We start from the raw sequence: 19,822 nt of genomic DNA, 5'->3' as shown, positions 1-19,822 counted from the left end.
TTTCTTGCTTTATGTCTTTTTATTGTAGCATCGTTATACCAGAGAACGAGGAACGACTGTGCGCATACTCGTAACAGGTGGATGCGGCTTTATCGGCTCGGCGGTGGTGCGACATCTCATCGGGGCGACCTGCCATTCCGTGGTGAATGTCGATGCCATGACCTATGCCGCCACGCGGGACTCCACGGCCCAGGTGGTTGCGAACCCGCGCTATCGGCATATACAGGCCGACATTACCGACGGCGCGGCGATGCGGGCGATCTTTGCCGCCCATCAGCCGGAGGCGGTGATGCATCTGGCCGCCGAAAGCCATGTCGACCGCTCGATCGACGGCCCCGGCGTGTTCATGACGACCAACGTGCTGGGCAATTTCACCCTGCTGGACGCGGCGCGGGATTACTGGTCGGCACTGGATGTGGCACGGCGGGCCGCGTTCCGCTTCCATCACATCTCGACCGACGAGGTTTTCGGGACGCTGCTGCCGGGCGATCCGCCCTTTACCGAGGCCACGCCGTATGACCCGCGCAGCCCTTATTCGGCGTCCAAGGCGGCCTCGGACCATCTGGTGCGGGCGTGGCAGCACACTTACGGGCTGCCGACCTTCGTCACCAACACGACCAACAATTACGGCTTCTGGCATTTTCCCGAGAAACTGATCCCGCTGGTCACGATCAATGCCATAGCCGGGCGGCCCCTGCCCGTTTACGGCAATGGCGGCAACATGCGCGACTGGCTGTTCGTCGACGACCACGCCGAAGCCCTGGTGCTGGCGGTGGAACGCGGGCAGCCCGGCGAGACCTACGCCATCGGCGCCCGCCAGCCGCGCACCAACCTGCAAGTCGTCCGCGCCATCTGCGCGCTTCTGGATGAGCTGCGCCCCGACCCGGCGGGGCCCCACGCGCGGCTGATCCGATACGTCCCCGACCGGCCGGGCCATGATTTCCGCTACGAGATCGACCCGTCGCACGCCGAGGCGGCGCTGGGCTGGCGCCCGCGCCATGATTTCGAAACCGGCCTGCGCCGCACCGTGCAATGGTATCTGGAGCATGAGGACTGGTGGACCGCGCTCCAGGCCCGGCATGACAGCACGAAACGCCTGGGCATGGCGACGATGACGGGCGCTCCATGACGACGATCGCAGCAAAGCCGGCGACGGCCGGCGAATCGGGCACGCGGCGGCTGCCGGACCGTCACACCCTGGTGATCCATGACCCGCTGCCTGTGCCGACACCGGACGGAGCGTGGTAGAGACCGATGCAGATCGAACGCCTGGCCATTCCCGACATCCTGCTGCTGACCCCGCGCCGTTTCGCGGACGCACGGGGTTTTTTCTGCGAAACCTACAATATCCGCGCGATGGCCGAGGCCGGCATCACGCCGCCTTTCGTGCAGGACAATCACAGCCTGTCGCGCCAGCGCGGCGTGATCCGGGGGCTGCATTGCCAGCTAGCCCCACACCCCCAGGGCAAGCTGGTGCGCTGCACGCGCGGCGCGATCTGGGATGTGGCGGTTGACGCCCGGCAGGATTCGCCCAGCTTCGGCAAATGGGTCGCAGCCGAACTCAGCGCGGAGAACGGAGCGCAATTATGGATGCCGGCCGGTTTCCTGCATGGGTTCTGCACCCTGAGCGAGGACGTGGAGGTGCAGTATAAATGCACCGATCTGTGGGACCGTGACAGCGAACGCTCGGTGCGCTGGGATTCGCCGGAACTGGCGATTGCCTGGCCGGTGGCGCCCGGGGAGGCGATCCTGTCCGACAAGGATGCCGAGGCCCCGACCTTTTCCACGGTGCGGGACTGGTTCTGATGCGCGCGGCCCCGGCCCGGTTTTCTCCGATTCTGGTCGTCGGCCGTTCCGGCCAGTTGGCCACCGCGCTGGCCCGCGCCGGCCGATCCGACATCCATTGTCTCGGACGGCCGGACATTGATTTCGACCGGCCGGAGACGCTGGCGGCGGCTTTTGCCGCGCTCTCCCCTGCCCTGGTCGTGAACGCGGCCGCCTGGACGGCGGTGGATGCGGCCGAAAGCGACCCCGAAGGGGCCGCGCGCGCCAATCGCGACGGCCCTGCCCTGCTGGCCCGGCTCTGTGCCGAACGCGGCATTCCGCTGATCCATGTCTCGACCGACTATGTGTTCGACGGCACCAAGGGCGCGCCTTATGTCGAGACCGACCTGATCTCGCCGCGCACCGTGTACGGGCGCAGCAAGGCGGAGGGCGAGCGCGCGATCCTGGCCGCCCATGACCGGGCGATTATCCTGCGGACCGCCTGGGTCTATTCGCCCCATGGCCGGAATTTCGTGCGCACCATGCTGAATGCCGGGGCGAAGAACCCGGTCCTGCGGGTGGTGGGCGACCAGCATGGCAACCCGACCAGCGCCGACGACCTGGCGGACGCCATCCTGGCCATCATCGACAGGATCGGGCGCGAGGGCTGGCACGATGACTATGCCGGCCTGTTCCATGCCGTCGGCAGCGGGGAGACGACCTGGCACGGGCTGGCGGTCGCTGCATTGCGCAACGCCGCAAAAGCAGGCCAGCCGATGCCGGAGGTTCTGGCCATCGCGACTGCCGACTGGCCGACCCCGGCCGTCCGGCCGCGGGACTCGCGCCTGGACTGCACCCGCCTGCATGATGTGTTCGGCATCCGCCTGCCCGACTGGCGCGATGGCGTTGCGCGCAGCGTCGCACGATTGATGGCAGCACCCGCGGCCTGATGCGCCGCCATGGCCGGCCATGGCGGTCGTGGCCATTATGGACTAACAATCGGCCCGAAGCACCGCATGCGGGGCGGCCCGGACCAATTGCAAGATTCTGGCGTATCATGATCGAAAACTTCAATTTTGGCCGCGTTGCCGTTCTCGGTGACCTGGTGCTCGACTGCTACATCAACGGCTCCGTGGGCAGGATTTCACCCGAGGCCCCGGTGCCGGTCCTGCTGCGCGCCCATCATACCGCCGTGCCGGGCGGAGCCGCCAATGTCGCGATGAATGCCGCCACCCTGGGCTGCACGGTAGAGTTGATCGGCCTTGTGGGATGCGACGCCCCCGCCGACACGCTGAAGACGACGCTGTCGGGAAACCGGAATATTGACCTCTCCGGGATCGTGGCCGACCCTGCCTGGACGACGATCACCAAGACCCGCGTCATCAGCGGCCGGCAGCAGATCGTGCGGATCGACGAGGAGTTTATCGAGCCCATCGCGCAGGAGACCCGGACCCGCCTGATCGACGCCGCCTGCCGGGCGATCGGGCGCGCCGACGTGCTGATCTGTTCCGATTACGCCAAGGGCGTGCTCTGCGACGACGTGCTGGAAGCCGTGATCGGCCATGCGCGCCAGCTTGGCGTGCCGGTGATCGTCGACCCCAAGCGCAAGGATTTCGCCGCCTATCGCGGAGCCTCGCTGGTGACGCCCAATCGGGGCGAAGTCGCCGTTGCGACCGGGCTTTCCCTGGGCAGCGACGCGGACATCGAGCGTGCCGCCCGCGACGTTTCCGGCCAGTTCGGCGGCGACGTGCTGGTGACGCGCTCGGAAGAAGGCATGACCCTGGTGCGGCGGGATGGACGGGTGACCCATGCCCGCGCGCGCAAGTCCGAGGTCTATGACGTCTCGGGCGCCGGCGATACCGTGGTGGCGACGATCGCGAGCGTGCTGTCGGCTGGCCAGGACCTGGAAACCGCGATCGTGATCGCGACCTGTGCCGCCTCCATCGTCGTCGGCAAGCTCGGCACCGCCACCGTGACCCGTCACGAACTCAGTGCCGCCCTGAGTGCCGAAATGCGCGAGGACGGCGCGCTGGTCTCGATCGACCGCGCCCGCGCCCTGACCGAGGGATGGCGGCATCACGGCGCGCGCATCGTCTTTACCAATGGCTGTTTCGACCTGATCCATCCCGGCCATATCTCCCTTATCCGCGCGGCGGCGCGGCAGGGGGACAAGCTGGTGGTGGCCATCAACAGCGATGCGTCCGTCGCCCGCCTGAAAGGCCCCGCGCGGCCGCTTCAGGACGAACAGGCCCGCGCAACCGTCATCGGGGCCCTGCGCGACGTGGATCTGGTCGTGATCTTCGACGAGGACACGCCGCTGGAAACGATCCGCGCCCTGCGGCCCGATGTCATCGTCAAGGGCAGCGACTATCAGGAACATGAAGTCGTGGGCGGGGATGTAGTGAAATCCTATGGCGGATCGGTGGTTCTCGTCGATCTCATCCAGGGGCGTTCGACGACTTCGATCGTGCGGAAAATGCAGCCGGGCTAAAGAAGTTCCTTTGGAGGCGACGGACACGCCCCCCAGGCACGCTCTCGCTCGCCAGGCTTCATTTTCGGCCAGGCTCCGGAACATTCATTTCGAACGGAGTTTCAATATTTTATTCATGTGTTTCCTTATTTGTTTTTTTAATAGAAACCAACGTGTTTTATGGGTCGATATTGACGACAACATGACATCCAAATCATGACTATTGGCTGGGTGCGACGGTGTCCAAGACATTTCGCGACGAATGCGCCGGGCGGGGTTCCCGCCCCATAACTCTCGCGAAGGAATCAGACCACGCACGACAGCGCCGGCCGAAATGATTGAGCCTGCCTTGATCCGGGTACCCTTCAGAATTTGCACGGATTCACCGATCCAGACATGAGGGCCGATATCGACATCTTGTGGAAAATTACGCTGCTTCATCGTCTTCAGATCAATGACCGCATGATGGTCGAACGTCCAAATCTTCACGTTGTCCGCGATCAGGCAATTTTCTCGGATTCTGAGGGTCGTTCCTGCATATATGGATGCAAAAAGACCAAATATAGAAAAACATTTCTCTATGTGAAGATTGGAATTTTCATATAAGAAAACTCTCAGATTTACATCGTTTTCTCTATTTATCACTACATTTGAATTATTTCCTATAAACGATATGGAACCTTGCGGTAAATTATTTCCTATCAAGGTGACGGAATTGTTCTCTCCCGAGAAATATATATTCAGTTTTTGTGGTTTATTTTCTTTTAATAAATTTTTGTCCAAGTATATTTTGTTTGATTCGCACTCGGTGTGGATGCATTTTATGCCGAAATTGAGTAGATCTGCATGGTCCGTGTGGACCGAGTAAGCTCCTTCGAATTCAGTCATTTTATTCCCCTGCGGAAATTACAGATATATGCTGTTTAATTGAAAATATAAACCGTGCATTCAACACGTTGGAGCGATTAATCGATCTTTCCCGACATTTTCCGGGTGCACTGTGATTGGGAAGGCAAAGGCCGGTTTTACTTTGCCCATTTGTTCCGTTTGGGAGACACCTCAGAGCCTGTTTGGAAATGCGCCCTGGTGAGCGAGAGCGGCCTGGAACGGGCCGCGCCCGTCGTGTGTTTCCGAGCATCGGAGCGGAGCAGCCTTGATGGCCGCCCGCCGCGAAGCACAGGAAACGCGTGGAGGATACGCCGCCAGCGCGCATTTCCGAACAGGCTCTCATATGATCGTCATTGACCCCCTGTGGGCCATAAGTCGCCCTTGCCTTGCCGGGAAAACCCGTTCTCGAGCAGGCTCGGGACCTTGGCCGGAAATTTGAAGACCATATCTGTTGCATGGATACAACATATCCAGCGCCGCGACGCTTTCCTGACCACCATCGATTGCAACATTATAACATACCATGTATGAGCTTGAGGGCCTTCATACGAACAGGATCGCCCTGAATGAGTTCGCCTCGACCTGCGCTTCGCATGGCCGCCCTCTTGCTTGCCGGAACCGCACTTGCCCTTCCGCAGGCCGTCCGTGCCCAGACCGCCGATCAGTCCTCGCCTGCCTCCGCCGCGACCCCGGCCACGGATACGGCCGCACAGCAGGACACGTCGTCCCGGTCGTCGTTCACGCGCTCTACCGACCGTGTGCTGCCAGACGGGAGCGTGGAGGCGACCAACGAGGAACATATCGTGGTCAATGCGCATCTGGACGTGACGCGCGCGGCCCTCCAGGCCTCGACCGGGGCCACGATCTATCGCTTCACGCGGCGCGATATCGAAACCATTCCCGGCGGCGACAACGCGCCGCTGAATTCCGTGCTGTTGCAGGCGCCCGGCGTGGCGCAGGACAGCTACGGCCAGATCCATATCCGCGGCGACCACAACGAGGTGCAGTTCCGCCTGGATGGCGTGGAACTGCCCGAGGGCATGAGCGTGTTCGGCCAGACGCTGATGACGCGCTTCGCCCATTCGATGTCGCTGACGACCGGCGCGCTGCCCAGCGAATATGGCTTCCTGCAAGCCGGCGTCATCGACATCACGACCAAGACCGGCAGCGCCGATCCCGGTGGGGCCGTGTCGATCTATGGCGGCGCGCGCGATTACTTCTTCCCGTCGCTGCAATATGGCGGGCATGCCGGGAAATGGGATTATTTCGCCACCGCCGATTTCGTGCATGACCGGGTGGGGGTCGAAAACCCGACGCCGGATTTCAATGCCCTGCACGACTTGACCAACCAGTACCATTTCCTCGGCCATCTGCGTTACACGGCCGATGAAAACACACGCATCAGCCTGACAGCCGGCGTGTCGAACGCCGAATACCAGCTTCCGAACAATCCGGGGCAGCAGAGGCAGTTTGCCAATCCGTCCTTCCTGGACAGTGCGCTGTCGCAGAACCTGTATGGCAGCGTGGACAGTGCAAGCCTGAACGAACGCCAGAAGCAGATCACCGATTTCGGCATCCTGTCGTTGCAGAAGGATATCGGCACGATCAGCCTGCAGAGTTCCGCCGTGGTCCGCTACAGTTCGTTGGGCTATTCGCCGGACCCGCTGGGTGACCTGGTCTATAACGGCATTGCCCAGCGTGCCCAGCGCTCGGTCTTCTCGTCGGGCTCGCAGACCGATGTGACCTGGCATGCCAACGCGCAGCATACGGTGCGTTTCGGGTACCAGATCTATGTCGAACGCACGATTTCCAAGACGGATTCGACCGTCTATCCGCAGACCGGCGTCGATGAGGACGGCGAGGCGGTGTTTGGCGACCAGCCCGTTTCGATCCATGACGGCAATGGCCGCACCGGCTGGATGTATGGCCTCTACGCCCAGGACGAATGGCGCCCGGTGCGTAACCTGACCATCAATTACGGCCTGCGTTTCGACGGGGTGGATGAATATACCCATTCCAAGCAGGTCAGCCCGCGCATCAATATCGTCTACCAGCCCTGGCATGGCGGCACGTTCCATGCCGGCTACTCGCGCTATTTCACGCCGCCGCCGTTCGAACTGCTGAGTGGCGCGCAGCTTGGCAAATTCGCCAACACGTCGGCCGCACCGGCCACGTTCCAGAACACGACCGTCAAGGCGGAGCGCGACCATTATTTCGATGCCGGTTTCGCCCAGGAGATCCTGCCCGGGTGGCACGCGTCGTTCGATGCCTATGTGAAGCTGGCCAGGAACCTGATCGACGAAGGGCAGTTCGGGTCGCCGATCATCCTCTCCGCCTTCAATTACCGGCGCGGGCAGGTGCATGGCTATGAATTCGCCACCAATTACGAACACGGGCCCTTCAGCGTCTACGGCAATTTTTCCTGGTCGCGGGCCATCGGCAAGGACATCAACACCGCCCAGTGGAATTTCGATCCCGATGATCTGGCCTATATCCAGCATCGCTGGGTGCATCTGGACCATGACCAGCGCTGGACGGCGTCGGCCGGCGGCAGCTACACGGCATTCTACAGGACCGGCCATCCGCTGCGCCTGTCGGCGACCATGGTCTATGGCAGCGGCCTTCGCCAGGACAGCGACATCCCCAATGGCGGGGTGATCCCGCAATATGCGACCTTCAACCTCTCCGCCGTGCAGTCGTTCCAGGACCTGTTCCATATCCCGTTCCTGAAGCGCACCCAGTTGCGGCTGGATGTGATCAATCTGTTCGACAAGCGCTACGAACTGCGCAGCGGCTCGGGCATCGGGGTCGGCGCGCCGCAATATGGCCTGCGCCGGACCATCCTGACCGGTATCGAACAGCGTTTCTGACCCGCGTGGCTGGCGGACGCGCAGGCGCGCCGCCAGCCTGCAGACTTGACAGACCGGCGGACCCGGTGGCCTGATCGGGTCAGGCAATGGATTTCTGCCTGACCCGCTCCGGGTCGAACCGCCTCGCCAGTGAGGCTGATGATTCCTACCCGGCCCGACAGGGCATGAAGGGAGGAATCCGTCCATGTGGCATCATCATCCATACGCATCATCCGCTGCTCGCACCCGTTTTCGCGATGGGATAGATATCGTCCCTATCCGGAAACGCTGAGGGAGAGGCCGCGATGCGCATACTCGCCATTCTGGACCGGCCGGAGACCGCCCAGTTCACGCTTCAGGCTGCCGGCGAACTGGCCCGGCGGCTGAACGGGCAGGAAATCCGGCTGCTTCATCCCAAGCGCGCGGACGATCCGGCTTTCCAGGCACCCGACGAAGGGATTCCCACGCCTGCCCAGCGTAGCGCCTTCGCCCGGCAGGTCGCCCTGCGCGCGGAACGGCTGCACGATATCGCCCGGACATGGATCGGTGCGGCCGATCATCCGGTGATCGCCCGGGCGAATTGGGTCGAGATCGCGGGCGATATCCGCCAGATCGCGGCCCAGGAAGCGCGGAGGGCCGACCTGGTGGTCATCAGCCGCCCGTGCGCCAAGGACCGGGACGAGATCGGGCAGGCTCTGGCCGGTGCGCTGTACGATGCCGAGGCGCTGGTCCTGATCGCCCCCTTGCAGGCCTATGACACAGTCGGCCGGCGCCCAGTCGTCGCATGGCATCCCTCGCCCGCCCTCGATCGGGCACTGGATGCGGCCCGGCCGCTTCTGGACGCGGCCGAGCATGTCACCTTCGTGATCGGCGCGGAACATGACACAACCGAAGCGCCGCCGGAGCCGGCCCGGGGATTGATCGCGCGCGGAGTTGCCGTCACGATCGACCGGTTCGTCGTCCCACGCGACAGGCTCGGCGAGGAGATCCGCGCGCATGCGCTGGCGGCCGGGGGCGACCTGCTGATCATGGGCGCCTATACCCATGCGCGTTTTGTGGAATGGCTGTTCGGCGGCCCGACGCGCGACCTGTTCGCGCATGCCACGCTTCCCATCCTCACCTGTCATCACGGCATCGAAGACCCTATTGCATGACCTCCAACCTGTTGACGACCCTCGGCATCGCCCTCGCCGGTGCCTGCGGAACCCTGATGCGCTACTGGGTCGGCCTGGCGACCGCGCGCATCAGCCAGACCCTTCCCTGGGGCACGATCCTGATCAACATGTCCGGATCGTTCGCCATCGCGTTCTTCGGCACGCTGACGCTAGGCAATGCGCGCTTCCAGGTGTCGGATACCGCCCGGCTGATGTTCATGGTCGGCATCTGCGGGGGATACACCACCTTTTCATCCTTCACGCTCCAGACGCTCGACCTGCTGCGCGGCGGGGCGCCGGGGCGGGCGGCGCTGAATATCGTGCTCTCCATCGCACTGGGCATGGCCAGCGTGACCGCCGGATACGTTGCCGCCCAGGCGCTCAACCCACCGCCCCCCGCAACCGGACCCGGAGAACCCTGATGGATACGCCCCCTGACTGCCGCATCAGCGCGATCATTCCCTGCAATGACCTCGACGCGGCCGAGCGCTGGTGGAACGGGCTCGGTTTTTTCGGACCGGCCGATGACGATGGGGATTACCGCATCCTGTCCAACGAGGACGGTGCGACGATTCACCTCCATCCCGCCGTGCCCGGATGGGTGGTGCCCGGGCGGAACCCGTTCGGCGTCTATCTGTCCACGCCCCATGTCGATCGGCTGGCCGAAGCGGCGGGGGATGCCATTCTCGGCCCGGTGAAGGCACCGCGCCATACCGAATGGGGCATGTACGAATTCGCCCTCAACGGCCCGGATGACCTGCTGGTCCGCATCGGCTGGCCGAGCCGGCTGTTGCAGGCACCGGGAATGGACGCTCTTTCCGGCTGATGGTACAGAAGGGCCATTGATGAAGGGAAACGTGGCCCGCGCCATACGTTTGCCGAAAATGGGTGGTCCGGAAGCCTGTCTGGATTATCGTTTTTTGAGAGAATGCCGCATGAAAATAGCCGATTGGATGAAACAGTCCGGGGTCGCCTTTGGCACCAGTGGCGCCCGGGGGCTGGTCACCGCGATGACGGACGCGGTGTGTTTCGCCTATACGGTCGGCTATCTGCGGCACCTTGCCGCGCTGGGCGAATTCGCGCCCGGAACGCCCGTCGCGGTGGCGGGCGATCTGCGGCCCAGCACGCCGCGCATCCTGCGGGCCTGCGTGGCTGCCATCCAGCACATGGAGGGCAAGCCGGTCTTCTGCGGTTATGTGCCCACGCCCGCCCTGTGCCTGCATGCCTTCGCGCAGGGTTATCCGTCGCTGATGGTCACCGGCAGCCATATCCCCGCCGACCGCAACGGCATCAAGTTCAACCGCGCGCGTGGCGAATTCCTCAAATCCGACGAAGCGGCCATGCGCACGCAGGACGTGGCGCTGCCCGAGGGCTGGTTCGATGCTGATGGCACGCTGGTCGCCTCCGTCGAACTGCCCGAGCTGACGGATGTCGTGCCGGGCTATGTCGCGCGCTATCGCGCGTTCTTCGGTCCTGACGCGCTGGCCGGGCTGCGGCTGGGGGTCTATCAGCATTCCGCCGTCGGGCGCGATGTGCTGATGCTGATCGTCGAGGCGCTGGGTGGGACGGCCGTGCCGCTGGGCCGCTCGACGAGCTTCATCCCCGTCGATACCGAGGCCGTGCGCCCCGAGGATGCCGTGCTGGCCCGCGAATGGGCGGCGGACGGCAAGCTGGATGCCATCCTGACCACCGATGGGGATTCCGACCGGCCGCTGCTGGCCGATGCCCAGGGCAACTGGCTGCGGGGCGACGTGCTGGGCATTCTGGCCGCGCGCTTCCTCGGTGCCGCCGCCGTGACCACGCCGGTCAGCAGCAATACGGCGCTGGAGAAAAGCGGCTTCGCACGCGATGTCCGGCGCACCCGCATCGGCTCGCCCTTCGTCGTGGCGGCCATGACCGACGCGGCCGAGGCCGGCGTTACGCCCTCGGTGGGCTATGAGGCTAATGGCGGCTTCCTGCTGGCCACCGACATTGCACGGGATGGCCGGACGCTGGACGCCCTGCCCACGCGCGATTCCGTGCTGCCGATGCTGTGCGCCCTGGTCGCCGCTCGCCGGGCGAACACCAGCCTGGCCGCCCTCGTCGCCACGCTGCCGCCGCGCTTCACGCTCAGCGACCGGCTGGTGAACATGCCGACCGCGCAAAGCCTGGCGGAAATCGAAAAACTCAGCCGGAACCCGGCGGAAGGCGCGATGGGGCTGGGCTTCATCGGGGCGCCGGGCGATCTGGCGCATGTCGACCAGACGGACGGGCTGCGCATGACATTCGCCAATAACGAGATCATCCACCTGCGTCCCTCGGGCAACGCACCGGAACTGCGCGTCTATGTCGAAGCCGATACGCCCGAACGGGCGGCGGACCTGCTGAAGACAGGCATCGGCGCCGTCAGCGTATGGAAAGAGCGTTGAAGGAAAGCTGTTGAATAGCGGCGATGGATATTGTCTGCCGAAACGATGAACGCACTGGATCGGTTCTCTCCGCGCTTCGATTTCAGCGAACGGCATCATATCGACATCGCCGCGTCGGATCGGCGCATCATGGATGCGGTCGTCGCCTATCGCACGCAGGATGACCGGTTGACGCGCATGGCGATCCGACTGCGAGAAGCGCCGGGCCGGCTATCGGGCCTGAAACAGGGTCGCCCCCTGGATCGCAGCGATTTCACATTGCTCGAACGGAGAGACGACATGGCGATCGTCTACGGCCTGATCGGTGCATTCTGGCAGGCGGACTATGGGCTTTGCGCGATTCCCTCGCCCGAGAGCTTCCGGGCCGATCGCCATGATGACGTCTGCAAGCTCGCGCTCGGCTTTACCCTCCAGTCCGGCCCGGACCATAAGCGCAGGCTGGTGACCGAGACACGTGTTTTCTGCGTCACCGCCCGGGCGAAGCGCCGCTTTGCGCCATACTGGTATCTGATTCGTCCGGTCAGCGGCCTGATCCGGCGGCGTATGCTGGCGACGATATGTCGCGCGTCAGAAGATCGAGGCGGTATCGGTCTTTCGTCATCCTGACGGTGGAGCGGATGCCGGGCAGCGCCGTCATGGCCGAGATGAAGAGATCCGCCGCCTCGGCCCCTTGCAGGGCTTCCGCCGTGGGGCCGAGATAATTGACGAGCACGCAATGGCCGTCGGGGCACCAGTTTGCCGCGATCCGGTCCGCGAGGTCTTCGATTTCGTCCGGCGAGAGGAAATACAGGACTTCCGACAGCACGATCAGGTCGACCGGGCTCCCGGCGGGCCAGGCTCCCGGCAGTTCGCCGCAGCGGAACGTGATGTTCGGCCGGTCCGCATTACGGCGCGCCGATGCGTCCAGCGCGACTGACGAGACGTCGAGGCCGATGACATGATCGCAGCGCCGGGAGAGCAGCCGCGTCAGCTCGCCGATCGAGCAGCCGGCCTCGATCGCGAGGGCGTAGCGGGGTCTTGGCAGGGCCTCCATGGTGGCCCGGTATTTGCCTTTCTCATAGGCCGAGCTTCGGAATTTCCACGGGTCGATATCGCCGGCATAGAGCCGGTCGAACCGGGCGGCCCGTTCAGACATGACCGGCATCTCCAACGAACAATTCTGGATTTTCGAGAAAATGGCGGCGGGCCCGTGGGTCCATGACGAACCCATCGGGATCGTCGGCAATGAGCGCCGTCATCTGGGAGCGGTGCGCGTCGATGGCCGCGCGCTTTTCGGGTTGGAATGGGGTGCTGTCGAAACGGTGGAGAATATCGTCCGCCTGCGGGGCGTCCTCGACGAAACGGCCCCAGACCGGATAGCGCCATAATGTCAGATCGGGCCGCGCCTGGGCGACCGCGCGGGCGATCGCGGCGGCGCTGCGGTGGTCGGGGTGCGGGTCTTTCTCCCACGTCGTCCAGAGGGCGCTTACATTGTGGGTGTCGATCAGGTGCAGCAGCCGGTTTCGTACCGCCGCGCGGTCGGCCGGGCTTTCGGGGGCGCCCTGGTCGGGGAAGCCGAGCATGAATGTCTCGCCGGTGCCCTGCGTCAGGATGCTTACTGCTTCGGCCAGTTCCGCCTGCCGGAGGGCGATCAGCCTGTCGGGCGGGAAGAGCCGCGAATGGGGGTGCGACAGCCGGCCATCGGTGAGGGCGACGACGAGCACCTCCCTGCCGACGCGGCTGGCCGCCGCGATGGCGGCGCCGCAGCCCAGCGATTCGTCATCGGGGTGCGGCGCCAGCACCAGCAAATTGCCGGGGCCGGTCAGCGCCGTGATCTCGATGGTGGGGGCGTGTCGTCCGGCCCGGACGATCGCGCCCTCGGCAAAGGGCGTTACCATGGCGCACCCTGCGCGCCGGTCAGCAGACGGGCCGCCTTGAGCAGTTTGGCGTCGGGCGCGGCCTGGCGCAGAAACATCGACAGGTCCCGCCGGGTGCGGTCGATCGGGGTGCCGGTGACATAGGCGGCGGTGCCCAGGGATTTTTCCGCAAGCTGGAGGATCTGGACGCAGCTTTCCTCCACGAACTGGCGCGCCAGCAGGGCTCCGGCGACCGCTTCGTCGATCATGTCCTGCGGCTTCGCCGCCGCTGCCTCGACGGTCTGGGCCGTATCCCGCAGCAGGCTTGCCATGGCATGGCAGAGGGCAACCGCCCGCGCATAGCGGGCAAGCTGCATCGGGTTGTCCAGCCGGCCGCGGCTGGTCAGGGCCGCGCGCCAGAGATCGACCAGTGCTTCCGCGCCGCCGAGATGGGCCGCGCAATAGCGCCAGATGCCGCCCTCGAAATGCGGCTCGCGCATATAATCTCCCGGCTGGCCGACGAGGTGGCCGGGGTCGATCTCCTGTCCGGTGAAATCGAAGCGGCCCGAGGCCGTGGCGCGCATCCCCGACGCTTTCCAGGCGGAGAGGTCCTGGCGCGCACCATCGGACACATCCACCAGGGCGAGCCGGGATGGTCCGTCATCGTCGTTCCCGTCACGCAGGGTCACGACGGCGAAATGGACCAGCCCCAGGCCGGAGGCAAAGATTTTCTCGCCCTCAAGCCGCAGGCGGCCGCCGGCACCGAAGCCGCGAAGCGGATGGGGGCCGTCGGCGCCCCAGACGCCAAGCAGGGCCCCGTTCCCGACCGCCTGCGCAACGTGCTCCCACACATCCGGACCACCATACAGATGCAGCAGCTTCACCGCATTCATATGCCCCTCGAACAGACGGGCAACCGAGAGATTCGCGCGGCCCAGTTGCCGCAACAATGTGCATGTATCGTGCGCGGTCTCCGCGCCGAGCCCCAGCCCCTCCCCGCCTTCGGTCTCGGGCAGGCAGGCTGCCAGCAGGCCGGCCTGCCGGATGGCGTCGATCTCGGGCGCGAGGCCCGCAGGGTCCGTCTCGGCCCTGTCGGCCCGGTTTGCCAGCCACTGCATCAGCGCGTCATGTCCGGCTGCATCAGGACATTGCCGGGAGAGCGAGAGGGCGGGACGGCAGGTCATGCGATCTCTCCGGATTGCCGGATGCGCGTGCCTGTCGCGGCCGCTGCCTCTTCGTCGCGAAGCGCTTCGAGAAGGGGGAGTTCGGCTACCATTTCGTCCCACGACATCCGGTGGCGTGCGAGGCGGGGGCTGGTGGTTTCGACGAATGCCCATAACGCGCCGAAACCGGTGAAGGCGGGTGCGGTCCGGCGCTGCTCGGCGGATAATCCCGCCTCGGTCAGGGCCGCATCGCGTTGCCGGCCGTCGCGAAACGTCCTGCGCAGCCGCGCGCGTATATGCGCGCGGAACCAGGTCTGCCGCGCGGGCTCCAGGGACTCGTCGCACCAATGTTGGCCGCCGGCGAGGCGGGAGGCGATGGTGGCCGCCATGCCGCCCGGTGCCCGCCCCTCCAGCCGGCAGGAGGTCACGACATGCGGGGCATCGCTGTAGAGCACAGGCAGATCGTGGTCGAGAAAGCGGCGGACCAATGCGCGATCTTCCCCATGGGGGACGATCGGCGCGCCGCCGATGCGGTCATAGGCGGCCACCGACATGGCTAGGTTGGCGCCCGATATCGTGCCGTGAAAAGGCCAGGGATTGAGGGGATCGGGATCGAGCAGGCTGGTGAGTTCGCGCGCTGTGCGGCCGTAGAGGTCTTCCACCGCGCCGTTGGCGGTTGCCCAGGAGGGCAGTTGCGCGAATTCCGACGGATCGAGCTCTATGGTGCCGCACACCATCGCCGCCCGGCCGGCGGCCAGAGGGGCCAGGCTGGCGTGGACCCAGTCCGGGTCGGGCCGGGAATCCGCGTCCGTCGTCAGCAGATATCCGCCCGATCCAAGCGGGGCGCGGGCGAAATCGAAGGCGGCGCGGCGCGCGGTGCCGGCGTGGGCCGTTGTGTCGGGAAAGCGCCATTCCGCCAGCCGGAGCGGCGCGCCGGTTCTCCGCGCCCACGAGAGGGCACGGGCGGCGGTATCGTCGCCGCTGTTATTGACCAGCAGCGCGATGACCCCGGGCTGGGGCCAGCGCGCCATCGCTGCGCGGCACGCTTCGAGGCAGGGGAGGATGCGCCCTGCCTCGTCGCGGGCCGGTATGGCGATGGCATAGACCGGCCGCATGACGGCGAGCGCCCCACCGGGCATGACCGTTACGCTCCGGCGTCGAGATCGACCTTCGCTTCGCGGTCCCAGAAGCGAAGGGCATGGCATGCCGTTACGAAGCCATCGACGTCGGCATCCGTCTTCAGAACCATGCAACCATCGTCGAGATCGTCGACCAGGCCGGCTTTCGCGAACAGCGTGATCGCTTCCTCGGCGTAGCCGATGAATTTGCAGTGGGCGAAGGCGTCGGTCACGAAGTCCTTGGCCGCTGCGTCGCCGGCGAGCAGTGTCGCCCCATCGGCCGAGGCGATCACCGCCACCGCGTCGAACAGCACGGAGGGGCCGCCGTCGATCTTCTGCTGTGCCGGCAGGGCCCTGCCATCGGAGAGGGTGACGCCGCCGATCCTGGGCGCGACGATTTCATAGATCGCCTTTTCCTTTTCAGCCGCCGTGACCAGCGCATCGAACAGGCCGGCATCCGCACCATCGGTCAGGAGGATGCCGAACTTGCGGCCGGCGAAGCTGTGGGGGCCGTTCCGGACGATGCTCAGCGCGTCGGACGGCGGCAGGTCGGCGATGACGGGCCGGGCCGCCTTTGCCGGTTCGGGCAGCGGCAATCCCAGCCCGCTGGTGACGGTTGCCGCCAGGTCCTCGTCGATATGGCGCAGGTGGGAGACGACGCGGGCGCGGATGTCCGGGCGCTCGACCTTGCTGAGTTCGAAGGTGATGGCGTCGCCGATATGTTTCCGTTCGATCGGGGTCTGGCTGATCACGAATTGCCGCGCCTGGCTGTAATGGTCGGCGAAGCTCTCGGGCCGGAGCCGAACCTTGCTGGGGCCGGCTTCCGCCGCCGCGAAGCTGCGGAAACCGCGCGCCGGGTCTTCGCGCGGGCCGCCCGCTTCGCCCCAGCTATTGGGTTCGTAATTGGCGCGGCCGATCGGGTTGCGCATCGCCATGTGCCCATCCTGCTGGAAATGGGCCATCGGGCATTTGGGGGCGTTGATGGGGATATGGGTGAAATTGGGGCTGCCCAGCCGCTTCACCTGCGTGTCGAGATAGGAGAAATTGCGCCCCTGGAGCAGCGGATCGTTCGAGAAATCGATCCCCGGCGGCACGTTCTGGGTGCAGAAGGCCACCTGCTCGGTCTCGGCGAAGAAATTATCGACCACGCGATCGAGCACCAGCCGGCCGACGATCCGCACCGGCAGTTCCTCTTCCGGGATCAGCTTGGTGGGATCGAGCACGTCGAAGGCGAAATTCTCGGCGAAGGCCTCGTCGAAAAGCTGGACGCCCAGTTCCCATTCCGGAAAATCGCCGCTGGTGATGGCGTTCCACAGATCGCGGCGGTGGAAATCGGGGTCGGCGCCGTTGATCTTGACGGCCTCGTTCCAGACCACCGATTGCAGGCGCAGCTTGGGTTTCCAGTGGAATTTCACGAAGGTCGAGCGACCCTGGGCATCGAGCAGGCGGAAGGTATGCACGCCGAACCCTTCCATGAAGCGGAAGGAGCGCGGAATGGCGCGGTCCGACATGACCCACATGATCATGTGCAGGCTTTCCGGCGTCAGCGATATGAAGTCCCAGAAATTGTCGTGGGCCGACTGGGCCTGGGGGAAGTCGCGGTCCGGTGCCGGTTTCACCGCGTGGACCATGTCGGGGAACTTGATCGCGTCCTGGATGAAGAAGACCGGGATATTGTTGCCGACCAGGTCCCAGTTGCCCTCCTGCGTGTAGAGCTTGACCGCGAAGCCGCGCACGTCGCGCGCCAGGTCGAACGAGCCCTTGGCGCCCGCGACGGTCGAAAACCGCACGAAGGCCGGCGTGCGTTCGCCGACGCGCTGGAAGATATCCGCGCGCGTCACGTCCGCCAGGCTGTCGGTGAGTTCGAAATAGCCATGCGCGCCATAGCCACGGGCATGGACCACGCGCTCGGGGATGCGTTCGTGGTCGAAATGGAAGATCTTTTCGCGGAAATGGAAATCTTCCATCAGCGCGGGGCCACGGGGGCCGTAACGCAGCGTATTCTGGTCGTCGGCGACCGGCGCGCCCTGCGCGGTCGTCAGCGTTGCCACGTCGCCACCGGCGACCTGGTGCGTCTCGCCACCTGCGCCCTGTACCACGTCGCTGGCCCCGGCCGGCGCATCAGGGGCCTTCTTCGGCACGGCTCCCGCCTTCTTTCCCTTGATGGTCATGATTTCTCTCCTCGCCGCCATTGCAGACAGGGCGCCGGGACCGCCGTTCCGGGAGATCGACCGCCACGCCCGACATCGTCCTGCTGCTACGCACGGCAGGAGGAGAGGTTCCGACATTATATCTGGATAAAATTGTTTTCGGTAATATCTTCCATTATATAATATATATATTTTCGATTTATTCATCACATTGATGCAAAGGACAAAGCCCCGGTCGCCAGCTTGAACGTCAAAAGGAAAGACGGCAGATATAATTTTTTCTTTATCGGCCGATATCAATGGCTATCTTCCGCTTTCTGGTGCTTCGTTTTTTATTGATTATTGTAGAATGGTTCGGCATTTCCCGGATATTCCGGCCCCTGCCCTGTCAGCGTGCATTCCCTGGTTTACGGCCCGGAAAACTTTTTCCGCTGTCCGGCCTTGTCGTCGGATAGGGCGCGTGCGCCGTAGAGGGCCGCGTCCACTCTTGGGACCGGGAGCATCGACCATGCCGCGTGGTGACAAGTCCGCCTATACGGACAAGCAGAAGAGACAGGCCGAGCATATCGAGCAGAGCTATGAGCAGCGTGGCCTCGGCGAGGAGGAAGCCGAACGCCGGGCGTGGGCCACCGTCAACAAGGAGACCGGTGGCGGCAAGAAAAGCGGCTCCGGCAGGGGGCATGAGGTGACCCACGAACCTTCCCGCAAGGGCGGCAGGCTGGGTGGTGCGGCCTCGGCGGATCGCTCGCCGGAAGAGCGCTCGGCATCGGCGAAGAAGGCGGCGGAGACCCGGAAGAAGAATGCCGGGAAATAGCGGGCTTTGCGCGCTGGTTCAGTCCGGGCGCCCGAAGACCCGGCGGAGTTCCCCTTTTGCCCGGTTGAGAATGGTGCGCCTTTCCGGCGGCAGCGCGCGCCCTGCCCGGTTGATGTAGAAGACCAGCATCGACATGGCCGAACGAAACGGCGTGGCCTTTCGGCGCGTGCTGGCTTCGGCCGACTGCTTCAGGGACTCCGCTATGCGATGCGGGTCGTCGGACTTGAAGATATCGGGTTCCAGATCGAGCGCGTCGCTGTGATGGGTGACGTCTCCCGACCAGCGTTCGGGCTTCTTCCTGTCAGTCATGAGACGGCTCCTTTTTTCTCGAAACCCGCCGTGTCTGTGTGTTGTTGGAAACGCATGCCGGGTGATGCGGATGCTTCAGGAAAGTAGGATTACGCGATGGCGCCGAGACCGTTCTGGACGGGGTATCTCAAGCTCTCCCTCGTGACCTGCGCCGTGTCGATGACGCCGGCCACCACGCAGGCGGACCGCATCCGCTTCCACATGATGAACCGGAAGACCGGGCATCGGGTCGTCGTGCAATATGCCGATGCCACGACCGGCCGGCCGGTGGATGACGACGATCTGGTGAAAGGCTACCCCCGGGGCAACGACCGGTATGTGCTGCTGGAGGATGACGAACTGGATGCCGTCGCCCTTGAGAGCACGCATACCATTGATATCGAACGCTTCGTCGATGCCGACGAGATCGGGTGGATCTGGTACGATACGGCCCACTATCTGATGCCGGACGACGCCGTGGGAGAGGAAGCGTTCGCCGTTATCCGCGAGGCCATGCGCCATACGGGCACGGTCGGCATTGCGCGGCTGGTGCTGTATCGGCGGGAGCATGCCGTGCTGCTGGAGCCGCGCGGCAAGGGGATCGTGGTCTGGACACTGCGCTATGGTGAGGAGGTTCGCCGGCCGGGGGATTATCTGCCGGCGGAAAAGAGCCCTGAGCCGGCACGGGAGGCCCTTGCCCAACTGGAGAAAGTGATCGGCGAGCGCATCCGGCCCTGGAGCCCGGATATGGTGCAGGACCCTGTGGAGGCGCGGCTGCAAGGGATTATCGACGCCAAAAGGCGATCGCGGCCGAAGAAGGCAACCAAGCCCGCCGAACCGGCTGCCGAAGGCCATGTGGTGGACATCATGGATGCGCTCAGGGCGAGCCTGAAATCGTCCGCGAAGGGCGGTAAAGCGTAG

20 protein-coding genes and 1 riboswitch are annotated in these 19,822 nt (G+C 64.6%); of the genes, 13 read left to right on the top strand and 7 right to left on the bottom strand.

Translation table 11 applies throughout. From position 1 onward, the window contains the following. The first annotated feature begins 58 nt into the window (after positions 1-58). The 5 genes from rfbB to rfaE1 all read left to right on the top strand — a co-directional run bounded on the left by rfbB (position 59) and on the right by rfaE1 (position 4,255). The gene (rfbB, locus tag ACMAUO_RS00700) at positions 59-1,129 is read left to right on the top strand and encodes a dTDP-glucose 4,6-dehydratase (protein WP_420355090.1); all 1,071 of its coding nucleotides are present in this window, start codon (positions 59-61) and stop codon (positions 1,127-1,129) included. Further along, complete coding sequence (locus ACMAUO_RS00695) at positions 1,126-1,248, top strand: hypothetical protein (protein WP_420355089.1); 123 nt, start codon at positions 1,126-1,128, stop codon at positions 1,246-1,248. The genes rfbB and ACMAUO_RS00695 overlap by 4 nt, the downstream gene beginning before the upstream one ends. A gap of 6 nt (positions 1,249-1,254) precedes the next feature. Continuing rightward, entirely contained in the window at positions 1,255-1,806 is a 552-nt protein-coding gene (gene rfbC / locus ACMAUO_RS00690) for a dTDP-4-dehydrorhamnose 3,5-epimerase (protein ID WP_420355088.1), read from the top strand. After that, on the top strand, positions 1,806-2,714 hold the full coding sequence (gene rfbD, locus ACMAUO_RS00685) for a dTDP-4-dehydrorhamnose reductase (RefSeq protein ID WP_420355087.1): 909 nt from the start codon (positions 1,806-1,808) through the stop codon (positions 2,712-2,714). The genes rfbC and rfbD overlap by 1 nt, the downstream gene beginning before the upstream one ends. A 107-nt stretch (positions 2,715-2,821) precedes the next feature. Then, on the top strand, positions 2,822-4,255 hold the full coding sequence (gene rfaE1, locus ACMAUO_RS00680; RefSeq protein ID WP_420355086.1) for a D-glycero-beta-D-manno-heptose-7-phosphate kinase: 1,434 nt from the start codon (positions 2,822-2,824) through the stop codon (positions 4,253-4,255). A gap of 84 nt (positions 4,256-4,339) precedes the next feature. On the opposite strand, the gene ACMAUO_RS00675 is transcribed toward rfaE1, so the two are convergent. Then, positions 4,340-5,122, bottom strand: a complete 783-nt coding sequence (locus ACMAUO_RS00675) for an acyltransferase (protein ID WP_420355085.1) — start codon at positions 5,120-5,122, stop codon at positions 4,340-4,342. Positions 5,123-5,715: 593 nt separating this feature from the next. Between ACMAUO_RS00675 and ACMAUO_RS00670 the strand changes: the two genes are divergently transcribed. The 6 genes from ACMAUO_RS00670 (at position 5,716) to ACMAUO_RS00645 (ending at position 12,139) form a co-directional block, all read left to right on the top strand. Beyond that, positions 5,716-7,992 carry a TonB-dependent receptor gene (locus ACMAUO_RS00670; protein ID WP_420355084.1) on the top strand — a complete coding sequence of 759 codons (2,277 nt, stop codon included), beginning with the start codon at positions 5,716-5,718 and terminating at the stop codon, positions 7,990-7,992. A 73-nt stretch (positions 7,993-8,065) separates the two neighbouring features. Continuing rightward, positions 8,066-8,147, top strand: a riboswitch (Fluoride riboswitch). Between the two features lie 129 nt (positions 8,148-8,276). Continuing rightward, positions 8,277-9,125 (top strand): universal stress protein, encoded by an 849-nt coding sequence (locus tag ACMAUO_RS00665; protein WP_420355082.1) that lies wholly within the window; start codon positions 8,277-8,279, stop codon positions 9,123-9,125. Continuing rightward, positions 9,122-9,547 (top strand): CrcB family protein, encoded by a 426-nt coding sequence (locus tag ACMAUO_RS00660; RefSeq protein WP_420355081.1) that lies wholly within the window; start codon positions 9,122-9,124, stop codon positions 9,545-9,547. The genes ACMAUO_RS00665 and ACMAUO_RS00660 overlap by 4 nt, the downstream gene beginning before the upstream one ends. After that, a complete protein-coding gene (locus tag ACMAUO_RS00655) occupies positions 9,547-9,951 on the top strand; it encodes a VOC family protein (protein ID WP_420355080.1) in 405 nt (134 codons plus the stop codon). Before ACMAUO_RS00660 ends, ACMAUO_RS00655 begins: the two co-directional genes overlap by 1 nt. A gap of 127 nt (positions 9,952-10,078) precedes the next feature. Continuing rightward, positions 10,079-11,533, top strand: coding sequence for a phosphomannomutase (locus ACMAUO_RS00650; RefSeq protein WP_420355079.1), 1,455 nt, complete (start codon positions 10,079-10,081; stop codon positions 11,531-11,533). 45 nt (positions 11,534-11,578) lie between these two features. Then, complete coding sequence (locus ACMAUO_RS00645; protein ID WP_420357158.1) at positions 11,579-12,139, top strand: hypothetical protein; 561 nt, start codon at positions 11,579-11,581, stop codon at positions 12,137-12,139. On the opposite strand, the gene ACMAUO_RS00640 is transcribed toward ACMAUO_RS00645, so the two are convergent. Genes ACMAUO_RS00640 through katE form a run of 5 tightly spaced genes read right to left on the bottom strand, consistent with a single transcriptional unit; the run spans position 12,054 to position 17,820 of the window. Continuing rightward, positions 12,054-12,668: a class I SAM-dependent DNA methyltransferase gene (locus ACMAUO_RS00640; protein WP_420355078.1), complete on the bottom strand. Its 615-nt coding sequence runs from the start codon at positions 12,666-12,668 to the stop codon at positions 12,054-12,056. The two genes, ACMAUO_RS00645 and ACMAUO_RS00640, sit on opposite strands and share 86 nt — an antisense overlap. Beyond that, on the bottom strand, positions 12,661-13,410 hold the full coding sequence (locus ACMAUO_RS00635) for a PIG-L deacetylase family protein (RefSeq protein ID WP_420355077.1): 750 nt from the start codon (positions 13,408-13,410) through the stop codon (positions 12,661-12,663). Before ACMAUO_RS00635 ends, ACMAUO_RS00640 begins: the two co-directional genes overlap by 8 nt. Further along, entirely contained in the window at positions 13,404-14,552 is a 1,149-nt protein-coding gene (locus tag ACMAUO_RS00630) for an acyl-CoA dehydrogenase family protein (protein ID WP_420355076.1), read from the bottom strand. Before ACMAUO_RS00630 ends, ACMAUO_RS00635 begins: the two co-directional genes overlap by 7 nt. After that, the gene (locus ACMAUO_RS00625) at positions 14,549-15,670 is read right to left on the bottom strand and encodes a glycosyltransferase family 2 protein (protein ID WP_420355074.1); all 1,122 of its coding nucleotides are present in this window, start codon (positions 15,668-15,670) and stop codon (positions 14,549-14,551) included. The genes ACMAUO_RS00630 and ACMAUO_RS00625 overlap by 4 nt, the downstream gene beginning before the upstream one ends. Before the next feature lie 5 nt (positions 15,671-15,675). Next, a complete protein-coding gene (gene katE, locus ACMAUO_RS00620) occupies positions 15,676-17,820 on the bottom strand; it encodes a catalase (protein WP_420355073.1) in 2,145 nt (714 codons plus the stop codon). Between the two features lie 487 nt (positions 17,821-18,307). Between katE and ACMAUO_RS00615 the strand changes: the two genes are divergently transcribed. Then, positions 18,308-18,613: a plasmid stabilization protein gene (locus tag ACMAUO_RS00615; protein ID WP_420355072.1), complete on the top strand. Its 306-nt coding sequence runs from the start codon at positions 18,308-18,310 to the stop codon at positions 18,611-18,613. A gap of 18 nt (positions 18,614-18,631) precedes the next feature. Here ACMAUO_RS00615 and ACMAUO_RS00610 read toward each other — a convergent pair whose 3' ends face one another. Next, the gene (locus ACMAUO_RS00610) at positions 18,632-18,922 is read right to left on the bottom strand and encodes a DUF3175 domain-containing protein (protein WP_420355071.1); all 291 of its coding nucleotides are present in this window, start codon (positions 18,920-18,922) and stop codon (positions 18,632-18,634) included. 96 nt (positions 18,923-19,018) lie between these two features. Between ACMAUO_RS00610 and ku the strand changes: the two genes are divergently transcribed. Then, a complete protein-coding gene (ku, locus tag ACMAUO_RS00605) occupies positions 19,019-19,822 on the top strand; it encodes a non-homologous end joining protein Ku (protein WP_420355070.1) in 804 nt (267 codons plus the stop codon).

This window comes from Gluconacetobacter brunescens (assembly GCF_048695475.1).
GTDB lineage: Bacteria > Pseudomonadota > Alphaproteobacteria > Acetobacterales > Acetobacteraceae > Gluconacetobacter.
The sequence above is the reverse complement of the archived record's forward strand: the minus strand, read 5'-3'. Positions and strand labels throughout refer to the sequence as shown.